At 70.1% G+C, this 21,497-nt stretch carries 19 protein-coding genes; 12 read left to right on the top strand and 7 right to left on the bottom strand.

Going from position 1 to position 21,497, the window contains the following annotated elements; all coding sequences use genetic code 11:
- Positions 1-176: 176 nt before the first annotated feature.
- Entirely contained in the window at positions 177-1,679 is a 1,503-nt protein-coding gene (locus PFX91_RS08785) for a purine-cytosine permease family protein (RefSeq protein ID WP_285730757.1), read from the top strand.
- 231 nt (positions 1,680-1,910) lie between these two features.
- Here PFX91_RS08785 and PFX91_RS08780 read toward each other — a convergent pair whose 3' ends face one another.
- From PFX91_RS08780 to ku, 3 genes are all read right to left on the bottom strand, one after another.
- Positions 1,911-2,531, bottom strand: a complete 621-nt coding sequence (locus tag PFX91_RS08780) for a TetR/AcrR family transcriptional regulator (protein ID WP_285730755.1) — start codon at positions 2,529-2,531, stop codon at positions 1,911-1,913.
- Positions 2,532-2,733: 202 nt separating this feature from the next.
- The gene (gene ddaH / locus PFX91_RS08775; protein WP_285730754.1) at positions 2,734-3,564 is read right to left on the bottom strand and encodes a dimethylargininase; all 831 of its coding nucleotides are present in this window, start codon (positions 3,562-3,564) and stop codon (positions 2,734-2,736) included.
- Positions 3,565-3,767: 203 nt separating this feature from the next.
- Positions 3,768-4,733 carry a non-homologous end joining protein Ku gene (ku, locus tag PFX91_RS08770; protein WP_285730753.1) on the bottom strand — a complete coding sequence of 322 codons (966 nt, stop codon included), beginning with the start codon at positions 4,731-4,733 and terminating at the stop codon, positions 3,768-3,770.
- A gap of 183 nt (positions 4,734-4,916) precedes the next feature.
- Here ku and PFX91_RS08765 point away from each other — a divergent pair, with 183 nt between their 5' ends.
- Positions 4,917-6,011: a zinc-binding dehydrogenase gene (locus PFX91_RS08765; RefSeq protein ID WP_285730750.1), complete on the top strand. Its 1,095-nt coding sequence runs from the start codon at positions 4,917-4,919 to the stop codon at positions 6,009-6,011.
- A gap of 281 nt (positions 6,012-6,292) precedes the next feature.
- Positions 6,293-7,957, top strand: coding sequence for an FAD-binding dehydrogenase (locus PFX91_RS08760; protein ID WP_285730749.1), 1,665 nt, complete (start codon positions 6,293-6,295; stop codon positions 7,955-7,957).
- A gap of 66 nt (positions 7,958-8,023) precedes the next feature.
- On the opposite strand, the gene PFX91_RS08755 is transcribed toward PFX91_RS08760, so the two are convergent.
- Both PFX91_RS08755 and PFX91_RS08750 read right to left on the bottom strand, forming a co-directional pair.
- A complete protein-coding gene (locus tag PFX91_RS08755) occupies positions 8,024-8,251 on the bottom strand; it encodes a type II toxin-antitoxin system antitoxin (protein WP_285730747.1) in 228 nt (75 codons plus the stop codon).
- 15 nt (positions 8,252-8,266) lie between these two features.
- The gene (locus PFX91_RS08750) at positions 8,267-9,103 is read right to left on the bottom strand and encodes an SPFH domain-containing protein (protein WP_502888285.1); all 837 of its coding nucleotides are present in this window, start codon (positions 9,101-9,103) and stop codon (positions 8,267-8,269) included.
- A 180-nt stretch (positions 9,104-9,283) separates the two neighbouring features.
- Here PFX91_RS08750 and PFX91_RS08745 point away from each other — a divergent pair, with 180 nt between their 5' ends.
- Both PFX91_RS08745 and PFX91_RS08740 read left to right on the top strand, forming a co-directional pair.
- On the top strand, positions 9,284-9,781 hold the full coding sequence (locus tag PFX91_RS08745; protein WP_285730746.1) for a PH domain-containing protein: 498 nt from the start codon (positions 9,284-9,286) through the stop codon (positions 9,779-9,781).
- The gene (locus PFX91_RS08740) at positions 9,778-11,499 is read left to right on the top strand and encodes a PH domain-containing protein (RefSeq protein ID WP_285730745.1); all 1,722 of its coding nucleotides are present in this window, start codon (positions 9,778-9,780) and stop codon (positions 11,497-11,499) included. The genes PFX91_RS08745 and PFX91_RS08740 overlap by 4 nt, the downstream gene beginning before the upstream one ends.
- Positions 11,500-11,541: 42 nt before the next feature.
- On the opposite strand, the gene PFX91_RS08735 is transcribed toward PFX91_RS08740, so the two are convergent.
- Positions 11,542-11,901 (bottom strand): STAS domain-containing protein, encoded by a 360-nt coding sequence (locus PFX91_RS08735; RefSeq protein WP_285730797.1) that lies wholly within the window; start codon positions 11,899-11,901, stop codon positions 11,542-11,544.
- A gap of 425 nt (positions 11,902-12,326) precedes the next feature.
- Here PFX91_RS08735 and PFX91_RS08730 point away from each other — a divergent pair, with 425 nt between their 5' ends.
- The 6 genes from PFX91_RS08730 to PFX91_RS08705 all read left to right on the top strand — a co-directional run bounded on the left by PFX91_RS08730 (position 12,327) and on the right by PFX91_RS08705 (position 19,419).
- On the top strand, positions 12,327-12,863 hold the full coding sequence (locus PFX91_RS08730; RefSeq protein WP_285730743.1) for an NUDIX hydrolase family protein: 537 nt from the start codon (positions 12,327-12,329) through the stop codon (positions 12,861-12,863).
- Between the two features lie 80 nt (positions 12,864-12,943).
- A complete protein-coding gene (locus tag PFX91_RS08725) occupies positions 12,944-13,600 on the top strand; it encodes a nucleoside/nucleotide kinase family protein (RefSeq protein ID WP_285730742.1) in 657 nt (218 codons plus the stop codon).
- Between the two features lie 307 nt (positions 13,601-13,907).
- Positions 13,908-14,483 (top strand): pyridoxamine 5'-phosphate oxidase family protein, encoded by a 576-nt coding sequence (locus PFX91_RS08720; RefSeq protein WP_285730741.1) that lies wholly within the window; start codon positions 13,908-13,910, stop codon positions 14,481-14,483.
- 300 nt (positions 14,484-14,783) lie between these two features.
- Positions 14,784-17,048: a DUF6351 family protein gene (locus tag PFX91_RS08715; RefSeq protein WP_285730739.1), complete on the top strand. Its 2,265-nt coding sequence runs from the start codon at positions 14,784-14,786 to the stop codon at positions 17,046-17,048.
- 80 nt (positions 17,049-17,128) lie between these two features.
- Positions 17,129-18,277 carry an SPFH domain-containing protein gene (locus PFX91_RS08710; protein ID WP_285730738.1) on the top strand — a complete coding sequence of 383 codons (1,149 nt, stop codon included), beginning with the start codon at positions 17,129-17,131 and terminating at the stop codon, positions 18,275-18,277.
- Positions 18,278-18,450: 173 nt separating this feature from the next.
- Positions 18,451-19,419 (top strand): hypothetical protein, encoded by a 969-nt coding sequence (locus tag PFX91_RS08705; RefSeq protein ID WP_285730737.1) that lies wholly within the window; start codon positions 18,451-18,453, stop codon positions 19,417-19,419.
- Between the two features lie 153 nt (positions 19,420-19,572).
- Here PFX91_RS08705 and PFX91_RS08700 read toward each other — a convergent pair whose 3' ends face one another.
- Positions 19,573-20,124 (bottom strand): ArsR/SmtB family transcription factor, encoded by a 552-nt coding sequence (locus PFX91_RS08700; RefSeq protein ID WP_285730735.1) that lies wholly within the window; start codon positions 20,122-20,124, stop codon positions 19,573-19,575.
- A gap of 73 nt (positions 20,125-20,197) precedes the next feature.
- Between PFX91_RS08700 and PFX91_RS08695 the strand changes: the two genes are divergently transcribed.
- Positions 20,198-21,472, top strand: coding sequence for an MFS transporter (locus tag PFX91_RS08695; RefSeq protein ID WP_285730734.1), 1,275 nt, complete (start codon positions 20,198-20,200; stop codon positions 21,470-21,472).
- The last annotated feature ends 25 nt before the right edge of the window (positions 21,473-21,497 follow it).

Raw genomic sequence — 21,497 nt, 5'->3', positions numbered from 1 at the left:
GTCTCCGGTGTGCCCACGGTCGCGGGAACCCTCCCGCGCACCCCGTCCTCGAAGCCCTTCGGCTTCACCGTCCGCGTGGTCGCGCGTCAACGCCGCCGCGCGACCACGGACACCCCCCATCCCCTATCGACAGCCTCCCGTGAACGATCGCGGGAGCCTCCTGACTGGAGCAAGCCGTGTCCGTAACCCGTAGTCCCGAACCGGTCGTGGCCGACCCGGGCACTCCCCAGAAGGCGACGGAGATCGAGACCTTCGGTGTCGCGCCCATCCCGGTGCGCGCGCAGACCTCGCGTCCCTTCGACCTGTTCCGTCTGACCTTCGGCGGCGCCAACACCTTCGCCACCATCATCCTGGGGACCCTGCCCATCGCCTACGGACTGGGCTTCGCCGCCGCGGCGGCCGCGACCCTGGTCGGTGTGGTGCTGGGCGCGCTGATCCTGTCCCCGATGTCGCTGTTCGGTCCGCGTACCCGCACCAACAACGCGGTCTCCTCCGGCGCCCACTTCGGGGTGGTGGGCCGTTCACTGGGCTCACTGCTGTCGTTGTTGACCGCCGTGACCTTCTTCTCCATCTCGGTGTGGGTCAGCGGTGACGCGATCGTGGGCGCGGCCTCCCGCTTCGGGTACGACGGCGGGGACTGGCTCCGCGCGGTCTCCTACGGGGTCATCGCCGTGGCGGTGTTCGCGGTGTGCGTGTTCGGTTACCAGTTCATGCTGCTGATCAACAAGATCGCGGTGGTGGCGGGCACCGCACTGATGCTCCTGGGCATCGTGGCCTACGGCGGGTCCTTCGACCCGTCCTACGCGGGCAGCGGCGACTACATTCTCGGTGGTTTCTGGCCGACCTGGGTGTTGGCGGTCCTGACCATCATGGCCAACCCGGTCTCCTTCGGCGGGTTCCTGGGTGACTGGGCGCGCTACATCTCCGCCGAGCGTTCCACGCGTGCGATGCTGGCCGCGCCGTTCCTGGCCCAGGTCGCGACCCTGCTGCCGTTCTTCTTCGGACTGACCACCGCCACCCTGGTCGCCGATCCGGGCAACTACGTGGAGGGGCTGGCCGTGGTCTCCCCGCTCTGGTACGCCCTGCCCCTGCTGCTGGTGGCGCTCATCGGCGGACTGTCCACCGGCACGACGTCCCTGTACGGCACCGGCCTGGACTTCTCCTCCCTCGTGCCGAAGCTGAACCGGGTGCAGGGCACCGTGGTGGTGGGCTGTCTGGCGCTGATGCTGATCTTCGTGGGCACCTTCCTGTTCGACATCGTCGAGACCATCAACGCCTTCACCATCCTCATCGTGCTGCTCACCTCGCCGTGGATGGTGATCCTCATGCTCGGTTACGTGTTCCGGCGCGGGTTCTACCTGGTGGACGATCTACAGGTGTTCAACGAAGGCCGTAAGGGCGGCGCCTACTGGTTCCACGGAGGCGTGAACTGGCGTGCCATGACGGCGTGGCTGCTGGCCGCGGTGACGGGCCTGCTGTTCGCCAACACGCCCCTGCTGGTCGGCCCGTTGGGCGATCTCGCGGCGGGCATCGACCTGAGCCTGCCCGCGGCTCTGGTGACGGCCGCCATCGCCTACCCGATCGCGGTGTTCGTCTTCCCCGAACCGCGTTCGGTGTTCGGTCCGCAGGGGCCGCGTCTGGTCCCGGCCGCCCCGGATGCGGGCTCCGACGTCCCCTGAGCGGCCCTCTGAGCCGGTCGACCCGCTGATCGGACGGATCCACGGTCGGGGTCGGGGAGGCCACGGCCTTCCCGACCCCGACCTTCGGAAGGCGACGGGCGCACCCGCCCACCGCCGGGACGCACCGCCGTCGCCGGCCGACGCGTCGGTCTTTGGTACCGAGGAGCTCTCCGGCGCCGAGTGCCGGAGAAAGGCGGGCCCCGCCCGTCGGGCCGGGCCCGGGTCCGCGCCTCACGCTCCGACCGGTGGTCCGCAGAGGTTGCGCAGGTGGGACCAGGTCAGTTCGGTGACCTGGTCCGCCATGGACTCGGGGCACTCCTCGGGGTGTTCCAGGAGCCAGTCGGCGAAGGCGTCGGCGGTGCTGACCGCGATACGCGCCAACAGGTCGGCGTCCTGGGAGGACAGAGCGGTGTGGGCGCACCCGCTGATGAGCGCGGCGACCTCGGCCGTGACCCGGTCGCGCGTCCGCGCGGTCTCCCTCGCGAAGGGCTCGCCCTGCAAGGCGGCACGCCGGTACAGCACGGTCCAGCTGTCCCGGTTGGCGGTGACGAAGGCGAAGAAGGCACGCATGCCCCGGTTCAGGGGGTCTTCCCCTGGGGGAGCCATCGGATCGTGCACGGCGGAGCGCACCGCCGCCACGAGCCGGTCCGCCTCACGGCTCACGCACGCGGTGAAGATCCCCTCCTTGGAGCCCATGTACTGGTAGACGGTGGGCTTGGAGGTCCCGGCCACCGCGGCGATCTCCTCCACGCTGACCGTGTGGTAGTCGCCTCGGGAGAACACCACGATGGCGGCGTCGAGCATCTGCTGTTCCCTGATCCGACGCGGAAGTCGGCGCTGTCTCGTCTTCACGCCCCCGACCTTATTGCGACGCGCACATGTGGTCGGAGGCGGTCGCGTCGGGAACGCGTTCTGTTGGAGGAGGTCGTTCTTCGGGGCACAGGTGACCTGTGCGATCAGGGAACCGCCCTCGAAACGAAGTGGTGTTTCCCACATCCGTTCCGGTTCGGTGGTCGGGTCTGGAACAAAAGCGCGTGGATTCGACGCCGTTCTCTCATAGGGGGGTCTCACGCAGTTCCAGTGTGCAGCACTTGGCGCCGCCTCCCGCTTTACGCAATTCGTCCAACTCCACGGGGTGGACCTCGTGACCGAGGGCACGCAGACGTGCGGCCAGGGTGGTGGCCTCGGCCGCCATGACGACGTTGTGGCCGTCGCACACGGAGTTGAGTCCGAGTACGGCGGCGTCCTCCTCCGTAGCCAGGATCGCGTCGGGGTAGAGGGAGCGCAGCACCCGCCGGCTTCCGGGGGAGAAGGCTCCGGGGTAGTAGACGATCCGGTCCCCCGAAAGCGCGAACAGAGCGGTGTCCAGGTGGTAGAAGCGCGGGTCGATCAATTGGAGGGTGACGACGGGGCGTCCGAGGAAGCGCTCCGCCTCCTGGTGCGCGGCGGCCTCGGTGCGAAAACCGGTGGCGGCCAGGATCACCTCGTCCAGGACGATGAAGTCCCCCTCACCCTCGTTGACGTGCTTGGGCTCGCGGGTCCGGCCGTAGCCGGCCTCGCGGAACCATTCCAGGTAGGCGGGCCCCTCGGGGGTGCGCTCGGCGCCGGCGAAGCGCGCGCCGTAGACCTTTCCGTCCACGACCAGGGCGCCGTTGGCCGCGAAGACCATGTCGGGCAGGCCCTCGACGGGGGCGATCTCGCTGACCCTGTGTCCCAGTTCGCGGTAGAGGTCGCGTAACCCCTCCCACTGTCTGATCGCCCGTTCTCGGTCCACGCCCGCGGAGGGGTCCATCCAGGGATTGATCGCGTATTCGACCGCGAAGTAGGTGGGTCGGCACATCAGGTAGTGCCGTGGAACCGGCACCGGGTCGGTCGGTCGAACCATGGAACCTCCCATGAGCCACGAAGAACACCGAGGTGGCCCACGGAGTCACACGCGTTCGCCGCATCGTGGTCTTCCGCAGGCAAAAAGGAGATACCCCGTCCATCGCCGACCAAGAGGGATGGATCCCGCCTTTTCTTCCACGCACACCGGAAAAGGCCGCGCTGATTCCGAACACGACCCGGCCGAAGCGCCGGAGCGGGCGCCTAACCGTTGCCGCCGCCCAGGCCGACGGCCTCCTCCAGTTCGTCCCGGCTCATCTTCGACCGTCCCGGTACCTCCAGCTCCGACGCGCGTTGGAGCAGCTCCCGTTTGGTGATCCGCCCCCTGCTCCTCGTCTCGGCTCCGCCGCGCCGTGTACGCGTCTGCGTGCGCGAGCGCGAGTCTCGAGCGCGTGGGGAGGGAAGGCTCTGACGCAGGGCCTCGCCCAGACCGACGCTCTCCTGCGCGGGCTCGGTCCGGTCCGGGCGGTGGGTGAACGTCCGGCCCTTGGCCTTGGCCCGCACCAGTTCGGTCAGGCGCCGACCATAGCTGTCGGAGTAGTCCTGCGGATCCCACTCCACGGACATCTCCCGCACCAGCTCCCGGGCCAGCTCCGTCTCCTCCTTGGTCAGCGCGACGTGGGCCACGGGAGGCATCACGTCGTCGGGGTCGCGCACCTCGTCGGGCCACCACAGGGTGGAGGCCGACAGCACCCCCCGGTTCGGTTCGATCAGTACGGGGTGTTCTCGATCGCGCAGGACGGTGGTGGCGGTGCCCACGCGCCGGTTCTGCTCCAGGACCGTGTACAGGAGCCGGTAGGGCCTGGCGTCGGAGGCCGAACGGGGTGCGACGTAGTAGGTGGAGGCGTACCAGAGGGCGTCGACGGCGCCCTGGGGCACGAAACCGTTCAGTTCCATGGTGCGTGAGCTGTGGGGAAGGATCGCCTCCAGTTCCTCCGGCTCCAGGACGACGTATTCGTCCTCCACCCCCGTTCTGGCCCCGCGCACGACGTCCTCGACGGCGACCTCCTCGCCGGTGCGCTCGTTCACGCGCATGTAGCGGATGCGGTCGGCCGTACCACGCTCGAACTGATGCAGCACGGGTCCCCTGCGCTCGCGTGCGCTGTAGAGCCGCACACCGACGGGCACCTTGCCGAACATCAGGGTTCCCACCCAAACCGGATTGACCATGACCCCCTCCTCTGTTTCCCATCATCACCCTCACCAGGCAAAATGTCGGTCGACAAAAGCAAAGGACACGAAACCCGGGATGTCCTCCCTCCTCGCGAAGCGGTGCGGCATCGACCGCCCCGGCTCTTGACCGACCGGTCGGTATTGCTACTGTCACGGCAGTCCCCGATTGGAGTTCCTCCCATGAGTACGACCGTCAAGGCCGCCGTCTTCTCCGAACAGGACGCCCCTCCGCGTATCCAGGAGCTGGTCCTGCCCGATCCCGGCCCCGGACAGGTGCGGGTGCGCCTGGCCGCGGCGGGCGTGTGCCACTCGGACCTTTCCCTGTCGAACGGGACCCTGGCCCAGAAGTGGCCCGCCGTACTCGGTCACGAGGGCGCCGGGACCGTGGAGGCCGTGGGCGAGGGCGTCACCTCCGTGATGCCCGGCCAACAGGTGATCCTGAACTGGGCGCCCTCCTGCCGTGAGTGCTGGTTCTGCCGTCAGGGCGAGCCCTACCTGTGCGAACACGCGCTGGACGGCGCCGCACGCCCCTACGCGGAACTGACCGACGGCACCCCCGTCTACCCGGGTCTGGGCTGTGGCGCGTTCGCCGAGGCCACCGTGGTGCCGGACCATGCCGTCATACCGTTGCCCGAGGGCATCGACACCGCGATGGCGGCGGTGCTGGGTTGTGCGGTACTCACCGGATGGGGCGCGGTCCACAACTCCGCGCAGGTGCGCCGGGGCCAGTCGGCCCTCGTCCTGGGCCTGGGCGGGGTGGGGCTGTCGGTGCTCCAGGCCGCACGCCTGGCGGGGGCGGACCCGGTGATCGCGGTGGACGTCTCCCCCGCCAAGGAGGAACTGGCCCGTTCCCTGGGCGCGACCGAGTTCCTCGTGGCCGACGACTCGCTCGTCAAGGCCGTGCGCGCGCTGACCGGCGGCCGGGGCGCCGACCACGCCTTCGAGGTGGTGGGGTCGGCCAAGGTCGTGCGCACCGCATGGAACGTCTCCCGAAGGGGCGGCACCATCACGGTGGTGGGCGTGGGCTCCCTGAAGGACGAGGTGTCGTTCAACGCCCTGGAGCTGTTCCACCAGGCGCGGACGCTGCGCGGCTGCGTCTACGGCTCCAGCGACCCGACCCACGACGTCCCGCTCATCGCCGAACAGGTGCGTACCGGAGAGCTGAGGCTGTCGGCGATGGTCACCGACGAGATCTCCCTGGAAGGCGTGCCCGAGGCCTTCGAGCGCATGCGGCAGGGCCGGGGCGGTCGGTCGCTGGTGCGTTTCGGCGGATGAGGAAGGGCCGGTGGTACCGCACGCGCACGGCGCCACCGGCGTCCACCGTTGCACCGCCCGGGGCAGGCGGCACGGCGCGTACCGAGGCCCCTGGCCGTCCCGACCGTGGGATCCGCCTCCGGCGGGCCGACACCCGCTTCCCGACCGGTGGGTTTGTCAGCGGGTGACAAACGAGGTGGCGCACACCGCACATCGCCCTTGCCGGGACGCCCCCGCGGGGGCACAGTCGTTCCATCGCGCACACCGTGTCCTGGGACACGGCCGACCTGAGGAGAGCCGACATGGCCAGTGGAGTCGACCACGCCGACGTGATCGTCGTCGGCGCCGGACTGGCGGGTCTGGTCGCGACCGCCGAACTGGCCGACGCCGGCAAACGGGTGATCCTGCTGGACCAGGAACCCGAGCAGTCCCTGGGCGGGCAGGCGTTCTGGTCCTTCGGGGGGCTGTTCTTCGTCGACTCGCCCGAACAACGCCGCATGGGCATCAGGGACTCGGTCGACCTGGCTTTGCAGGACTGGATGGGCACCGCCGCCTTCGACCGTCCCGAGGACGCCTGGCCCCGTAGGTGGGCCGAGGCGTACGTGGACTTCGCCGCCGGGGAGAAACGTTCCTGGCTGCACAGGCAGGGGCTACGGATCTTCCCCCTCGTGGGCTGGGCCGAGCGCGGCGGCTATCTGGCCGACGGGCACGGCAACTCCGTCCCCCGCTTCCACATCACGTGGGGGACCGGTCCGGGCGTGGTCGCGCCCTTCGAACGCCGGGTGCGCGCGGCGGCCGAGCGAGGACTCGTCTCCTTGCGTTTTCGACACCGGGTGGACCAACTGGTGGTCACCGCGGGAGCGGTCACCGGCGTGCGCGGTTCGCTCCTGGCCCCCAGCGACGTCCAGCGGGGACGGGCCAGCGGCCGTGAGGTGACCGGGGACTTCGAGATCTCCGCCCAGGCGGTCATCGTCACCTCCGGCGGTATCGGCGGCAACCACGACATGGTGCGCCGCAACTGGCCCGAACGTCTGGGCACCCCGCCCCGGAACATGCTCTCGGGCGTGCCCGAACACGTGGACGGGCGCATGCTCGACATCACCAGGGAGGCGGGCGGGCAGGTCATCAACCCCGACCGCATGTGGCACTACACCGAGGGCATCCAGAACTGGGACCCCCTCTGGAAGCGACACGGTATCCGCATCCTTCCAGGGCCGTCGTCACTGTGGCTGGACGCGACCGGCAAACGACTGCCCGCGCCCTACTTCCCCGGTTTCGACACCCTGGGCACGCTGGAGCACATCATGGGCAGCGGCCACGACTACACCTGGTTCGTGCTCTCCCAGAAGATCATCGAGAAGGAGTTCGCCCTCTCCGGTTCGGAGCAGAACCCCGACCTGACCGGTAAGGACCTCAAGCTCGTCCTCAAACGTGTGCTGCCGGGTGCTCCGGGTCCGGTGGAGGCCTTCAAGGACAAGGGCCCGGACTTCGTGGTGGCCGACAGGCTGCCCGAGCTGATCACCAAGATGCGAAAGATCGCGGCTGACGGCGTACTGGACCCCGACATCGTCACCCGCGAGGTGGTGGCCCGGGACCGGGAGATGGTCAACACCTTCACCAAGGACCTCCAGGTGACGGCCATCCGCGGGGCGCGCAACTACCGGGGCGACCGCCTGGCCCGGGTGGCCGCTCCGCACCAGATCCTGGACCCCAAGGCGGGGCCCCTGATCGCGGTGCGTCTGCACATCCTCACCCGTAAGACACTGGGCGGTCTGCACACCGACCTGGACGCGCGTGTACTGCGCCAGGACGGCACCCCTCTGCCGGGGGTGTACGCCGCCGGCGAGGTCGCCGGGTTCGGTGGCGGTGGGGTGCACGGCTACCGGGCGTTGGAGGGCACCTTCCTGGGCGGGTGCCTCTTCTCCGGCCGCGTCGCGGGACGCGCCGCCGCCGCGGCCCTGCTCTGAGCAGGGCCGCGGCGCGGCCGGTCCCGTTCCACTCCGGAAGGTCGGCGCTCACGGCGCCGACCTTCCTCATTCCTTGGAGGCGTCGTCCCCCTCCTGAGACACGGCCTTGCGGGGGCGACCTCTGCGGGGGATGGCCCGCACGTCCTTGGGCATCCGTCCCGCCTCGTCCAGCGCGCGGCGTAGGAGGAACTCGATCTGTGCGTTGGTGCTGCGCAGCTCCTGCCCGGCCCACCGCGCGAGCGCGTCGTGGACGGCGGGGTCGAGCCGCAACAGCACCTTCTTACGCTCGGACACGGCCACCTCAACCGGTTATTGGTACAGGGTCCCGGTGTTGACGACGGGGCTGGCGGGACGATCGGAGCACAGCACCACGAGCAGGTTGCTGACCATGACGGCCTTGCGTTCCTCGTCCAGCTCTACCACTTCCTCCTGGGACAGGCGCTCAAGCGCGCGGTCGACCATCCCCACGGCGCCCTCGACGATCTCTCTGCGGGCGGCGATCAGCGCGCTGGCCTGCTGGCGCTGGAGCATGGCCTGGGCGATCTCCGAGGCGTAGGCCAGGTGGGTGAAGCGTGTCTCCACGATCCGCACTCCGGCCGCCTCGACCCTCTCCCCGACCTCCTTGGACAGCTCCTCGGTGATCAGGTCGGCGCTGCCGCGCAGGGAACGACTGGTGTCGGCGTCGTAGGAGTCGTAGGGGTAGTTGCCCGCGATGTGACGCACGGCGGCCTCGGTCTGGATGGAGACGAACTCGACGAAGTCGTCCACCTCGAAGGAGGCGCGGGCGGTGTCCTCGACCTGCCAGACGATGACGGCGGCGATCTCGATGGGGCTGCCGGAGGCGTCGTTGACCTTCATGACGGAGGTCTCGTGGTTACGGATACGGGTGGACACGCCCTTGCGCACGGTGAGGGGGTTGACCCAGCGCAGACCGTCGGTGCGCACGCTGCCCACGTAGCGACCGAAGAGCTGGACGACCTTGGCCTCGTTGGGCGCGACCATCTCCAGCCCGATGAAGAGCAGGAAGCCGATCACCGCCAGGATCACGCCGACGGGCACCAGGGCCACCGGCCATGCGAGGAGAACCGACAGGGCCAGGCCCACGCCGACGAGGAACAGCACGACGCTGATCACGGCCATCGGCATGCCGTTGATGCTGTTCGCGGGGTGTTCACGGTACTGGGGGGCTGGGTTCGGGGTGTGGTCGACGGTGTTCAATCTCGACTCCGCTCTCTTCAGTGTGATGACTGGAGAATAGCATTGTGATATCACTTTTAATAGTAGACCCGGCCCGCCGGCCCCGACCGAGAAGGAGGCGTGGACGCGATGAACGCCGACACCCCCCGCCTACGCCCGCCCCGACACCGCGTGGACAGACGCGCCGTGTGGTGGTGGACGAGCCAGTCCCTGATCATCACGGTGTTCCTCACCGTGGTCCCCGTGGTGCCCGCGCTCATCTGGGAGCCGCCGCGCGCCTGGTTCCTGCTCGCGGCCGCCCTGATCGGCGGATGCGGGCTGGTGATCACGGTGGTCATGCCGCAGTGGCGCTACCGGGTCCACCGTTGGGAGGCCACCGACACCGCCGTCTACACCTCCAGTGGCTGGCTGTGGCAGGAGTGGCGGGTGGCCCCGATGTCGCGCATCCAGACCGTGGACACCGCACGTGGTCCGCTTCAGCGGGTCTTCGGGCTGTCCAGCGTGACCGTGACCACCGCCTCGGCGGCCGGTCCGATCGAGATCGCCGGGCTCGACCACGCCTTGGCCACACAGGTGGCCGACCAGCTCACCGACACCACCCAGGCCACACCGGGGGACGCGACATGAGTTCTCCCGACGAACACGTCCCCCTTTCACCGACGGACGCCCCGCAGGAGCCGGACGTCTCCCCGACCACCGCCTGGCAACGGCTTCACCCGCTCAGCGTGTGGGCCGGCGCCCTCGTGGCGGGCGTCTTCATGGTCCCCGTCGCCATCGTGGGCACGATCGCTCTCGTCATGGTGGGTCAGCCCCTGTGGGCGCCGGCCCCGCTTCCGGCCACAGTGGCGTTCCTGGCTCTGACGACCTACCTGGACATACTGCGTCTGCGCGCGGTCCGCTACCGGGTCACGGCCGAGCGGATGGAGATGCGCTCGGGCATCATCGCCAAGGCCTACCGTTCCATCCCCCGCGAGCGCGTGCGCAGCGTGGACGTGGCGGCCCCCGTCTACGCGCGGATCTTCGGCCTGTGTTCGGTCACCGTCGGTACGGGTGAGAAGGTCGGCTCGGGCTCCGACCAGCTCCAGCTGCTGTACGTCACCACCGAACAGGGCGAGTGGCTGCGCCGCGACCTGCTGTATCGGGGTGCTCCCTCAAACGGCGGGGTCTCCTCGGAGGGGGCCGCGGACCCGGACGCGCCGGTCGAGACCGAGCTGGCCCGACTCCGTCCCCGCTGGTTCGCCTACGCGCCCGCGACCACCGCGACGCTGGGTGTGGGCCTGGGCGCCATCGCCGCGCTGCTGGGAGCCAACGCCCAGAGCGGCGGCCGGGGCTGGAGGTGGCTCTCGGAGCAGACCGGCCTGCCCAACGCCCAGGAGGTGTCCTCGTTCGTGATGGCGCAGGCCCTGCTGGTGCTCCCTCTGGCGTTGTCGGGCCTGGTGGTCTCGGGTGTGGTCGTGCTGACCGCGGCCGCGGTGGAGACCTGGTGGGACTATCGCCTCACCAGGGAGGCGGACGGGACCGTGCGGCTGCGCAGAGGTCTGCTGACCAGTGTGTCGCTGTCGGTGGAGGGGCGCCGACTCAACGGCGTCACCCTGCACGAGCCGTTCGTGCTGCGTTCGGTCGGTGGAGCGGACGTGCGCGCGGTGGCGACCGGGCTGGCCGCCGCGGACGCCCAGAAGACCAGCGCCAAGAGCCGCCTGTCCCCCGCCATGCCCAGGAACGAGGCCCGGCGGTTGGCCGCCGACCTGATGCGGACTTCGGACTCCCCCCTGGACGTCCCGCTGCTCCCACATCCCCGGGCCGCCCTGCGCCGCCGCTTCACCAGGGCCGGCGTGGTCACCGTGGCGGGCGCGGTGTCGGCCGCGACGCTGGCCTGGCTGCACGGCCTGGTCGGCGCCGCCTGGTGGACGGTGGTGCACGAGGCGGAGCGGGAGATCATCGCCGTGCCGCTGGCCACGGGCGTGGTGGAGTCCTCTCCGAGCTGGGTCTGGGCGGTGCTCGCGGTGGTGATCGCGGCGGCGGCCTTCTGGTACGCGGTGGGCTCCTACCGCGCGCTGGGGCACGGGCTGCACCCGCGCTACCTGCTCGTGCGTCAGGGGATGGCGGTGCGCGACACCGTGGCACTGGAGCGGTCGGCGGTGATCGGCTGGCGGATCACCCGTTCTCCGTTCCAGCGCAGGTTGGGCCTTGCGGACGTGGCCGCCACGACGGCGGCGGGCAAGGGGATGTACGCGGCCTCGGACGTGGGCCTGGGACAGGGCCTGGACTGGGCGGACCAGGCCGTTCCGGGACTGTTGGAACCCTTCCTGGTACGCGATGGAGAGAGCGGGGAGTCCCGCTCCTGACCTTGAGGGAGGGCCCCGGCCCGGCCGGGCCGGGGCCCTCCCTCAAGGTCGTTCGGGGACCGTGTCGCGAACGGGCCCGTTCTCATCCCGCACTCCACCGGTGTGCGCGAGCGCCATCTCCACAAGGGGGTAGATCTCGAACACCCGATCCATGCCGAGCACCTCGAGCACGCGCGCGGCCACGGGGGCGGGCTCGGCCAGGACCATGTGCCGCCCTTGCAGAGCCAGGTCCTTGAACACCGACACCAGGGCGTTGACCCCGCTCGCGTCGAAGAAGTCGAGCCTGGACATGTCCACCACCAGGCAGTCACAGCGTGACTCCTCGGCGGCCTGGGTCAGCCGATCACGCATACGGTCGGCGGTGGCGAGGTCGACTTCTCCGTGCACCGGTACCACCGTCATGTCCACGCAGGGGGAACGCTCCTGGATGAAGAACCGGGCATCCTCTGCCACTCGGGCCACCTCTCACCAAAAGTAACCTCTCCATTACGTGATCACATAAGCGATCGTAGCCCGCGGCAAGGAAAAGACGTCAGCCCTTTGTGAGAAAAAATAGGGAAAATTCACTGATGTGATCGCGGGAAGGCTCCGCACGGCCGCCGACCCCTCGCCCGCACCCGGACCCGAGGCCCCTCTCGTTTCCGAACACTCCCGAAGTCGCCCCCTCGCCGTGCTTTACGGTCCCGAGTGCGGTAAAAGCGGTACAGGCCACACTGCCGTGTCCACGGGTCCCGCGGGACCCGTGGGCCGGACCTCCAGGACAGCGAGAGAAGGGAGGGAGCGGCGGATCCGCACCGGTCACCGCCGGGGCGCCCGTCGCGCACCCGATGACCGACACCGCCGACACCCAGCCCGGTTGGTTCTCCTCCGAGGAACTGGAGAACATCCGTGGTCGCATGCCCGTCCTCTACGTCCAGGCGGTACCCGTACGGGTGGACGAGGTCGGTCAGGTGACGCACGTGGGCCTTCTCATGCGCGCCACCCCCGAAGGCAGGTTCCATCGCTCGGTCGTCTCCGGCCGGGTGCTCTACCACGAGCGGGTACGTGATGCGCTGCTCCGCCACCTGGAGAAGGACCTGGGTCCGGTGGCGCTGCCGCACGTTCCCATCTCGCCCCAGCCGTTCACGGTCGCCGAGTACTTCCCCACGCCGGGCGTCACCCCGTTCCACGACACGCGCCAGCACGCTGTCGCGATGGCCTACGTCGTCCCGGTCTCGGGGGACTGCCAACCCCGGCAGGACGCGCTGGACCTGGTGTGGCTCACCCCGCAGGAGGCAGTGAGTCCGCGGATGAACGAGGAGATGACGGGAGGGCAGGACGTCCTGCTACGCCAGGCGCTGGCCCACGTGGGTCAGGCCCCCTGAACGGATCGACCGAAGGAGGCGACGGAGCCGTCCGCCGCCTCCCGGGGCGTTCCGTTCCCGGTGGGCATAAGCTCGTCCCCATGTCCCCATCTCTTGTCGCCGACACCGTGGCCCTGGCACGCCAGGCCGAGAGCGGCGGGGCCCACCGCACCGTGCTCGGCCTGGTCGGGGCCCCGGGCGCCGGGAAGTCCACGCTCGCCCGTCACCTGGTGGCCGAGGTCGACCGGAAGCTGGGGCCGGGCACGGCCGGATATCTGCCCATGGACGGTTTCCACCTGTCCAACGCCCAGCTCGACCGGTTGGGAAGACGCCACCGCAAGGGCGCCCCGGACACCTTCGACGCCCATGGCTACGTGGCGCTGGTACGGCGCCTGGTCGAGGAGACCGACCATCCCGTCTACGTTCCCGACTACGACCGCGGCCTGCACGAACCCGTCGCCGCGCGGCACGTGATCGCTCCCCACACCCGACTGGTGGTGACCGAGGGCAACTACCTGGCCGTCGACGGCGAGCCCTGGTCACGGTTGCGCGGGTTGTTCGCCCAGCTGTGGTACGTGGAGGCCGACGACGACCTGCGTGAGCGCAGGCTGCGTCTTCGCCAACGGGAGGGCGGGGCGACCGAGGAGGCCGCGCGCGAGTGGGTGGAGCGCAGCGACCGCCCCAACGGGGAACTGGTCAAACGCTTCCGTCACAACTGCACACGCGTGGTACGCCCGGAGGAGTTCCCGCAGAGCTGAGACCACCGCTGGGAGGAGTCGAGGACAGGCGGCCCGCCCCTTCCCGGTCGGGTGGCCCCGTCCCTTGGCGGTGGGCGTCCCGGCGGCACCGAGGACGTCTCCTCTTTCTGACGAACAGCGGGAGGGCAATGGCCGGTCCTGCCTCCCTCAAGGGAACCCCTCCACCGTTTGGATCCGCCGCCCCACCGGGTAGGCGAGGGAAAGGAGGTCCCCACCGCCCATCTGTGGTCGGTCCGCGCCCTCGGGTCCACCACCGGCGGGGACGGTGGGAAAGACACGACGGGGGCACTTCTCGGGGGAGCATGCCATGTCCAGTGTGAGCGGTGCCGGTGCGGCGGGCGGCGGACGGGACGAGACGGCCACCAAGCCGGCCGCGCCGCCGATGCAGCGGGAGGCGTCCGACGAGTACACGGGGACCGACGCCCTCCCCGACGAGCAGAAGCTCCTGAAGGGGGTCGACGTCGTCGAGGGCGACGACGAGGCCGGTTTCACCGTCCTGGAGCGGCAGACCTGTTTCAACCTGATGAAGACCCGCGACATCGGACGTGTGGCCTTCACCATCGGTGGTGACCCCGCGCCGACGGTCCTGCCCGTCAACTACGCCTTGGTCGACGAGGGCATCGTGTTCCGCTCCGCCCTGGCCGGGACCATCATGCACCACGCGCGCGGCTATGCCTCCTTCCAGGTCGACCTTCTGGACGAGGAACGCAGGGAAGGGTGGACCGTGCTCGCCAGCGGACGGTGCGAGTGGATCCGTGATCCCGACGAACTGGCCCGCATCCCCCAGGGGCGCCTCCCCAAGCCCTGGGCCGCGGGCCACCGCGACCAGGTCCTGAGGATCACCCCGGGCAGGCTGACCGGACGCCAGATCAGAAGGTCCTGACCCCGAAGGGCCCGGCCGTCCTGAATGAACTGGTCCGGGCCCTCCGCACCGGCGAAACCGCCTGTCGCACCCTTTCTCCCCTTGTGTTCATCGTCATCCCTTTCGGGGTACCGACCTCGCCATGAGAGCGCAAAGCCCGATCCATCTCCGGTGTGTTCTCGGCCCCACCGCCCACGCCGTGGGCACCATCGACACGTGCGCCGACCCTTTCCACGGACCGGCGACGGTCGCCACCGATCTCGCCGCGCCCATCACCCCCGGCCCCGTGGGCGGCACGCGCCCTCTCCGTGCCGGACGCACATGAGCACGACCCGCCGACGCCGCCTCCTGCTCAACAGCGGGGCCGCGGCCATCGCCGCGCTCTTCACCCTGTCGGGGGCCCCGCTGTGGAAGTCGGACGCCCTGCCCGCCGTCGCCGGCGCCCTTCCGCCCGCCGCCGCTCCCGAGGCGCCCCGCGATCCACGGGGGTCGCTCTCCCTGGAGGTGCTCTCGACCCGGCCCGACACCGTCATGGGCGGCACCGTCCTGGTCAGGGTGGTCCCTCCCGACTCCGTTCCGGTCGACCGTGTCCGCCTGGAGGCGGGCCGAGAGGACGTCACCGACTCCCTGCGCGTCGTCCGTCTGGACGGAGGCGAACCGGCCCTGGAAGGTCTGGTCGAGGGCCTTCCCGAGGGGGACGGCGACCTGATCGCCTCCGTGGTGTCCGACGAAGGCGGCTCGAAGGAGGTCACCGACACCACGCGGGTCACGGTCACGAACCACCCGGTGACGGGTCCGGTGTTCTCCGGCCCCCACCAGGAACCCTTCGTCTGCGACACCGACCGTTTCCCCCTGCACGGCGGCGGCACCCTCGGCCCGCCCCTGGACGAGGCCTGCTCCGCCGAGACGGTGGTACGCCACGTGTACCGCACGACCGAGGGCGAATGGGCCCCCATGCCCGACCCCGACCGGGTTCCCCGGGACGCCGCGGAGACCGTCACCTCCACCGGCCGGCGGGTGCCCTACACCGTGCGAGTGGAGACCGGAACGGTGAACCGGTCGATCTATGAGACGGCGATGCTGCACACCCCGGGGCCCGAGGCGCCCGATCCGTGGAGCCCGCCCGAGGGGTGGAACCGCCGCCTGGTGTACAAGTTCGGCGGTGGGTGCGCGGGCGGCTGGTACGTGCAGGGCGCGCGGACCGCCGGGGTGCTGGACCACGGCATGCTCTCCCGGGGGTACGCGGTGGCCTCGGCCTCCCTCAACGTGTTCGGCAACAACTGCAACGACCTGTTGGCCGCGGAGACGATGAGCGCCGTCAAGCAGCGCTTCTCCCTGACCCATGGCGTACCCGACCTGACCCTGGGCTGGGGCTCCTCCGGCGGGGCCTACCAGGCCCATCAGATCGCCGACAACCAGCCCGGCCTGCTCGACGGCGTCCTGGTCTCCCAGTCCTTCCCCGACGTGGGCTTCTCCGTGGTGCCCGTGGTCACCGACGCCCTGCTGCTGCACGACTACACCCGCACGCACCCCGACGCGCTCACCCGTGAGGAACAGCGGGCGGTGTCCGGCTTCCTGCGCTGGGAGAGCATCGGGCGCCTGGCCGAGGAGGCGTCCCGCGTCGACCCCCGGGGGAGGTGCCCCTCCCGCCTGCCCCGGGAGGAGCGCTACCACCCCGTGGACGCCCCCGACGGTGCGCGCTGTGAGGTCTACGCGCACACCGTCAACGTGTACGGCCTCGACCCGGTCACCGGGCTGCCTCGACGGCCCCTGGACAACGTCGGCGTCCAGTACGGGTTGGGGGCCCTGGTGGACGGCCGGATCGACGTCGACCGGTTCCTGCACCTGAACGAGCACATCGGCGGGCTGGACGCCGACGGGCGGGTGGTGGCGGAGCGCACGACGGCCGACCCGCGGGCCACGGTCACCGCCTACCGCACCGGGCGCCTGCTCGACGGCGGTGGCGGACTGGCCGACATCCCCGTCGTGGACTACCGCGCCTACGAGGACGACACCGAGGGCGGCGACATCCACATGCGTTACCACTCCTTCTCCGTGCGCGAGCGGCTGCGGACGGCCAACGGCACCGCGGACAACCACGTCATGCTGGTGGAGCAGCGCGGTCGAGGTGGGTTCTCCGCCGCCGCCCCCGTGGCGGGGCGGGCCCTGGAGGAACTCGACTCGTGGGTGAGCGGCCTGCGCGAACGGCAGCGCGCCGCTCCCGACCGCGCCGCCATCGACCACATCCGCACCGCGCGCCCGGAGTGGCTCGTCGACTCCTGCTGGGTGGGCTCGACACCGCCACGACGCGTGGTCACCGAGCAGCGTCCGCTCACCGCCGGCCAGGGGGACCGGTGCGCCGACGCCTACCCCGTGCACACCTCGCCCCGGATCGTGGCCGGAGCCCCGCTGAGCTCGAACGTCGTCAAATGCCGCCTGAGGCCCTTCGACGCCGAGGCACACCCCGCCGACTTCACCGACGAGCAGGCCGAACGGGCACGGGAGGTCTTCTCCGAGGGGGTGTGCGACTGGTCGGTGCCCGGTGTGGGACAGCAGGGACCGGCCGGCACTTGGTTGCGGTTCTGAATCGTTCTGACCTGGGACGCAACCGGACCCGCCCCCGCTGCGTCCCACCAGGGACGGTCAGCACGATTAGGGGAGGACCCGTGGGCCTGTTCGACGCCCTGCGCAACGAGCTCATCGACATCATCGAGTGGACGGACGACAGTCGCGACACCATCGTGTGGCGCTTTCCCCGCCACGACAACGAGATCAAGATGGGCGCCCAGCTCATCGTGCGCGAGTCCCAGGTCGCGGTGTTCGTCAACGAGGGTCGTATCGCCGACGTCTTCGCGCCCGGCACCTACACGTTGGAGACGCGCAACATCCCGATCCTGACCACGCTGAAGGGGTGGAAGTACGGCTTCGACTCCCCCTTCAAGGCCGAGGTCTACTTCGTGAACACGAGGCAGTTCACGGACTTCAAGTGGGGTACCAAGAGCCCGATCATGTTGCGTGACCCGGAGTTCGGCGCGGTCCGTCTGCGTGCCTTCGGCGGCTTCGCGGCGCGGGTGGTGGATCCGCCGCTCTTCCTCTCCGAACTCGTGGGCACCGACCCGCAGTTCCGTACGGAGGAGATCGAGAACTACCTGCGACAGATGATCGTCAGCCGGTTGGGCAGCGCCCTGGCCACCGCCGCACGCGACATCCCCGTGCTGGACCTGGCCGGTCACCAGCACGACCTCGGGGTGCGCCTGGCCTCCGCGCTGAGCGCCGACATGGCCTCGGTGGGGCTACAGATCCCCCAGTTCAACATCGAGAACATCTCCCTTCCCCCCGAGGTGGAGAAGGCGCTGGACAAGCGCACCCAGATGGGCGTCCTGGGCGACATGGACAAGTACACCAAGTTCCAGACCGCGAACGCCATCGGCGAGGCCGCCTCGACCCCCGGTAGCGGTATGGGCGAGGCCATGGGCATGGGGATGGGCTTGGCCGCCGCACAGCAGATGGCGCAGAACATGAACCCCCAGCAGCCCCATCCGCACCAGCAGGCTCCCCACCCGCAGGCACACCAGCAGCCCCAGCAGGCCGGCCCGCCGCCGATGCCCCCGCAGGTGCAGTGGTTCGTGGGGATCAACGGTCAGCAGAGCGGCCCCTTCGACCAGTCCCACCTGGCCCAACAGGTGGCCTCCGGCCACCTCACCCGCACCAGCCTGGTGTGGAGGAACGGGATGGCGCAGTGGACGCAGGCCGACCAGGTCCCCGAGCTCGCTGCGCTGTTCTCCGCCACCCCGCCCCCGATGCCGCCCGCCTGACCTGTCTGCTCTCCCCCTCCCATGACAGTGAGAAGACCGAGATGACCGACCCGAATGCCCCCTCCCCCGCGTCAGCCCCGCGGATCTTCCCCTGCGGCGGATGTGGCGCGCGGTTGGAGTTCGCCCCCGGCACCGACCGAATGCGGTGTCCCTACTGCGGTCACGAGGACCGCGTGACCGCCCCCACCCGTGGGATCCGCGAGCACGCGGTGGAGACCCTCTTCGCCCGAAGCCCCGCGGCGCAGATCGCCCCCTACCACTTCGTGTGCCAGGGCTGCGGTGCGCACGTGCAGGGCGACCACTTGGCCCAGAGCTGCCAGTTCTGCGCCTCTCCCCTGGTCGCGGACCCCTCGAACGACGCACAGGTGCCGCCGGAGGCGGTACTGCCCTTCAGCGTGACCCAGGCCCTGGCGCGGGAGTCCCTCGCGGAGTGGGCCAAGAGCCGTTGGTTCGCCCCCAACAGCCTCAAGAGGGTCAACGAGGCCGAACGTCTCAAGAGCACCTATCTGCCGCACTGGACCTTCGACGCGGCCACGGATTCCACCTACGTCGGACAGCGCGGCGAGTACTACTGGGTGACCGAGACCTACACCGTGCAGGAGAACGGCGAGTCGGTGACCAAGACGCGGCAGGTGCGCAAGACCCATTGGTATCCGGCGCACGGGCGCGTGTCGCGCTTCTTCGACGACGTGCTGGTCAACGCCACCACCAAGCTGGACCCCAAGAAGGTGACCGCGCTGGAGCCCTGGCCGTTGGAGAAAGCGCAGCCCTACGCCCACGAGTACCTGGCCGGGCACGAGGCACTGCGTTATGACGTCGAGCCCGAGCAAGGCCTGGAGACCGCCAAGCAGATCATGGCCGGGGTCATCGACCAGGACTGCCGTCGCGACATCGGCGGCGACGAACAACGTGTGACGTCGGTGTCCACCTCCTACTCCGACGTGACCGGCAAGCTCATGCTGCTGCCGGTGTGGGCGGGCGCCTACCTGCACGGCGGCAAGAGCTGGCAGATCGTGGTGAACGGCTGCACGGGCGAAGTGCAGGGCGAGCGCCCGTACTCGGCGGTCAAGATCACCATCGCCGTACTGGTGGTCCTGGCGCTGCTCGTCCTCGTGGTGGTGTACTTCCTCAACTCCTCCTGAGAGCCCCGTCGGGGGTGGGCCGCGTGGTGGAGCCGGACCCACCCCCGACATGGCGTCATCCGTACGGCGACGGGACCCCGGGCACGGTCGAAGGAGTCACACACCGTCTCCGGGTCCTCCTCGACGGACAGCCCCGGCCTGAGCCGCCCGCGCTCACTCGGCGGGGCGGTGCAGGAGGAAGATCCCCGAGTAGAGGGGTCGGTCCGCACGCTGCTCCTCCGTGGCCACGTACTCGTCCAGGACCGCGACGATACGCCGGTCCAGTTCGGCGACGTCCTCCTCCGACAGGCGGAGTGCGAATCGGGAGAAGGTCCGCACCGACTCCGTGCCGGCCTCGCGCAGTTCCTGTTGGAAGGCCTCCACCGGAGCGGCGGCCTCGTCCGGGTCGGCGTCCCCGAGGGGGTTCTCCAGCCACCAGGTCTCGCCGGTGGCACGGTAGGGCTTCTCCAACGCGCCGCCGACCCCGGTGCGCACGGGGGCTGGCGTCAGCAGGCCCGCGTCCACGAGCCGACGCACGTGGTAGAGGACCGTGCCCGGGGTGGTGTCCAACCGGTCGGCCAGTTCCTTGTTGGTGAGCTCCCGCCTCAGGCACAGGCGCAGGATGCGCACCCGCATGGGGTGGCCGAGTGCCTTGGCCTCACGGACCGTGGCCGGACGCCGTGTGCGTGGGCGGGGGGAGCTCTCCGCCTGTTCCGATTCGCCCATGGAAGCCAGCCTAACAACGATCGACCTTCCTCTATCGATTGACACTTCTCGATCGATCCGTCATTCTCGATCCGTGACGAACGACACCCCCCTGCGCCCCGACCCCCCACGAGCGTTCCGCCCCGCCCCTCTGGGCGCGCGCTTTTGGAACCTGTGGACCTCCTCCACCCTGTCCAACCTCGCCGACGGCGTGCTGAAGGTGGCGCTTCCGCTGGCGGCGCTGCGCCTGACCGACTCCCCCCTCCTCATCGCGGGGCTGACGTTCGCGCTGACCCTGCCGTGGCTGCTGTTCTCGCTCCCCGCCGGAGCCCTCGCCGACCGGCTCGACCGGCGCCGCCTGATGCTCGGCGCCAACATCGCCCGCGCACTGCTTCTGGGAGGCACGGCCCTGGCCCTGGTACTGGAGCTGGGATCGATCTGGCCGCTGTACGCGGTGGCCCTGGGAATCGGGGTCTGCGAGACGCTCTACGACACCTCCGCACAGTCGATCCTGCCCCGGGTGGTCGGCCGCGACCGGCTCCCACGGGCCAACGGTCGGCTGCACGCGGCCGAGCTGACCGCCAATCAGTTCGTCGGACCTCCCCTGGGCGGGCTGCTGGTGGCTCTGGGTGCGGCGGCGGCCTTCGCCGCCCCGGCGGCTCTGTGGCTGGTCGCGGTGGGGGCATTGCTGTGCGTGCGCGGCCGTTTCGGGGCCGTCAGGTCCTCGCCCACCACCATGCGCGCCGACATCGCCGAGGGGCTGCGCTTCCTGTGGCGCCACCGGCTCCTGCGGTCCTTCGCGGTCATGGTGGGGGTGAGCAACTTCGGAAGCAACGCGGCCTTCACCGTCATGGTGCTCTTCGCGGTCGGCCCCGCCTCTCCCATGGGCCTGTCCGAGCCCGGTTACGGCGTGCTGATGACCGCCGTCGCCGCGGGCAGTCTCCTCGGCGCCCTGTTCGCGAGCCGGGTCGAGGGCCTGCTGGGGCGGGCCTGGGCCCTGCGGGCCAGTGTGCTCACCTTCGGGGTTCTCGTGGGACTGCCCGCGTTGACCGCCGACCCCTACATGATCGCGGGCGGCTTCTTCCTGGGAGGGGTGGGGATCGCGGTGTGGAACGTCATCACCGTGTCACTGCGCCAGCGGATCACCCCCGACTCCATGCTGGGTCGGGTCAACAGTGGATACCGGCTGCTGGCCTGGGGGACGATGCCGCTGGGCGCGGTGGCGGGCGGACTTCTCGCCGAGCTCTTCGGGCTGACGGCGGTGTTCGCCTCCATGGGGCTGCTGTCCCTGAGCCTGCTCGCCGGACTGGTCCGGCTCGACGACGCGACGCTGGAGGCGGCCGAGCGGGAGGCCGACGGCCACGGGTAGGGAACGGGTGGAAAAACGGTGGACT

Origin of the sequence: Nocardiopsis sp. ATB16-24 (assembly GCF_030271535.1) — a bacterium.
Classification (GTDB): domain Bacteria; phylum Actinomycetota; class Actinomycetes; order Streptosporangiales; family Streptosporangiaceae; genus Nocardiopsis.
This window is presented reverse-complemented; position numbering and strand designations above follow the sequence as displayed.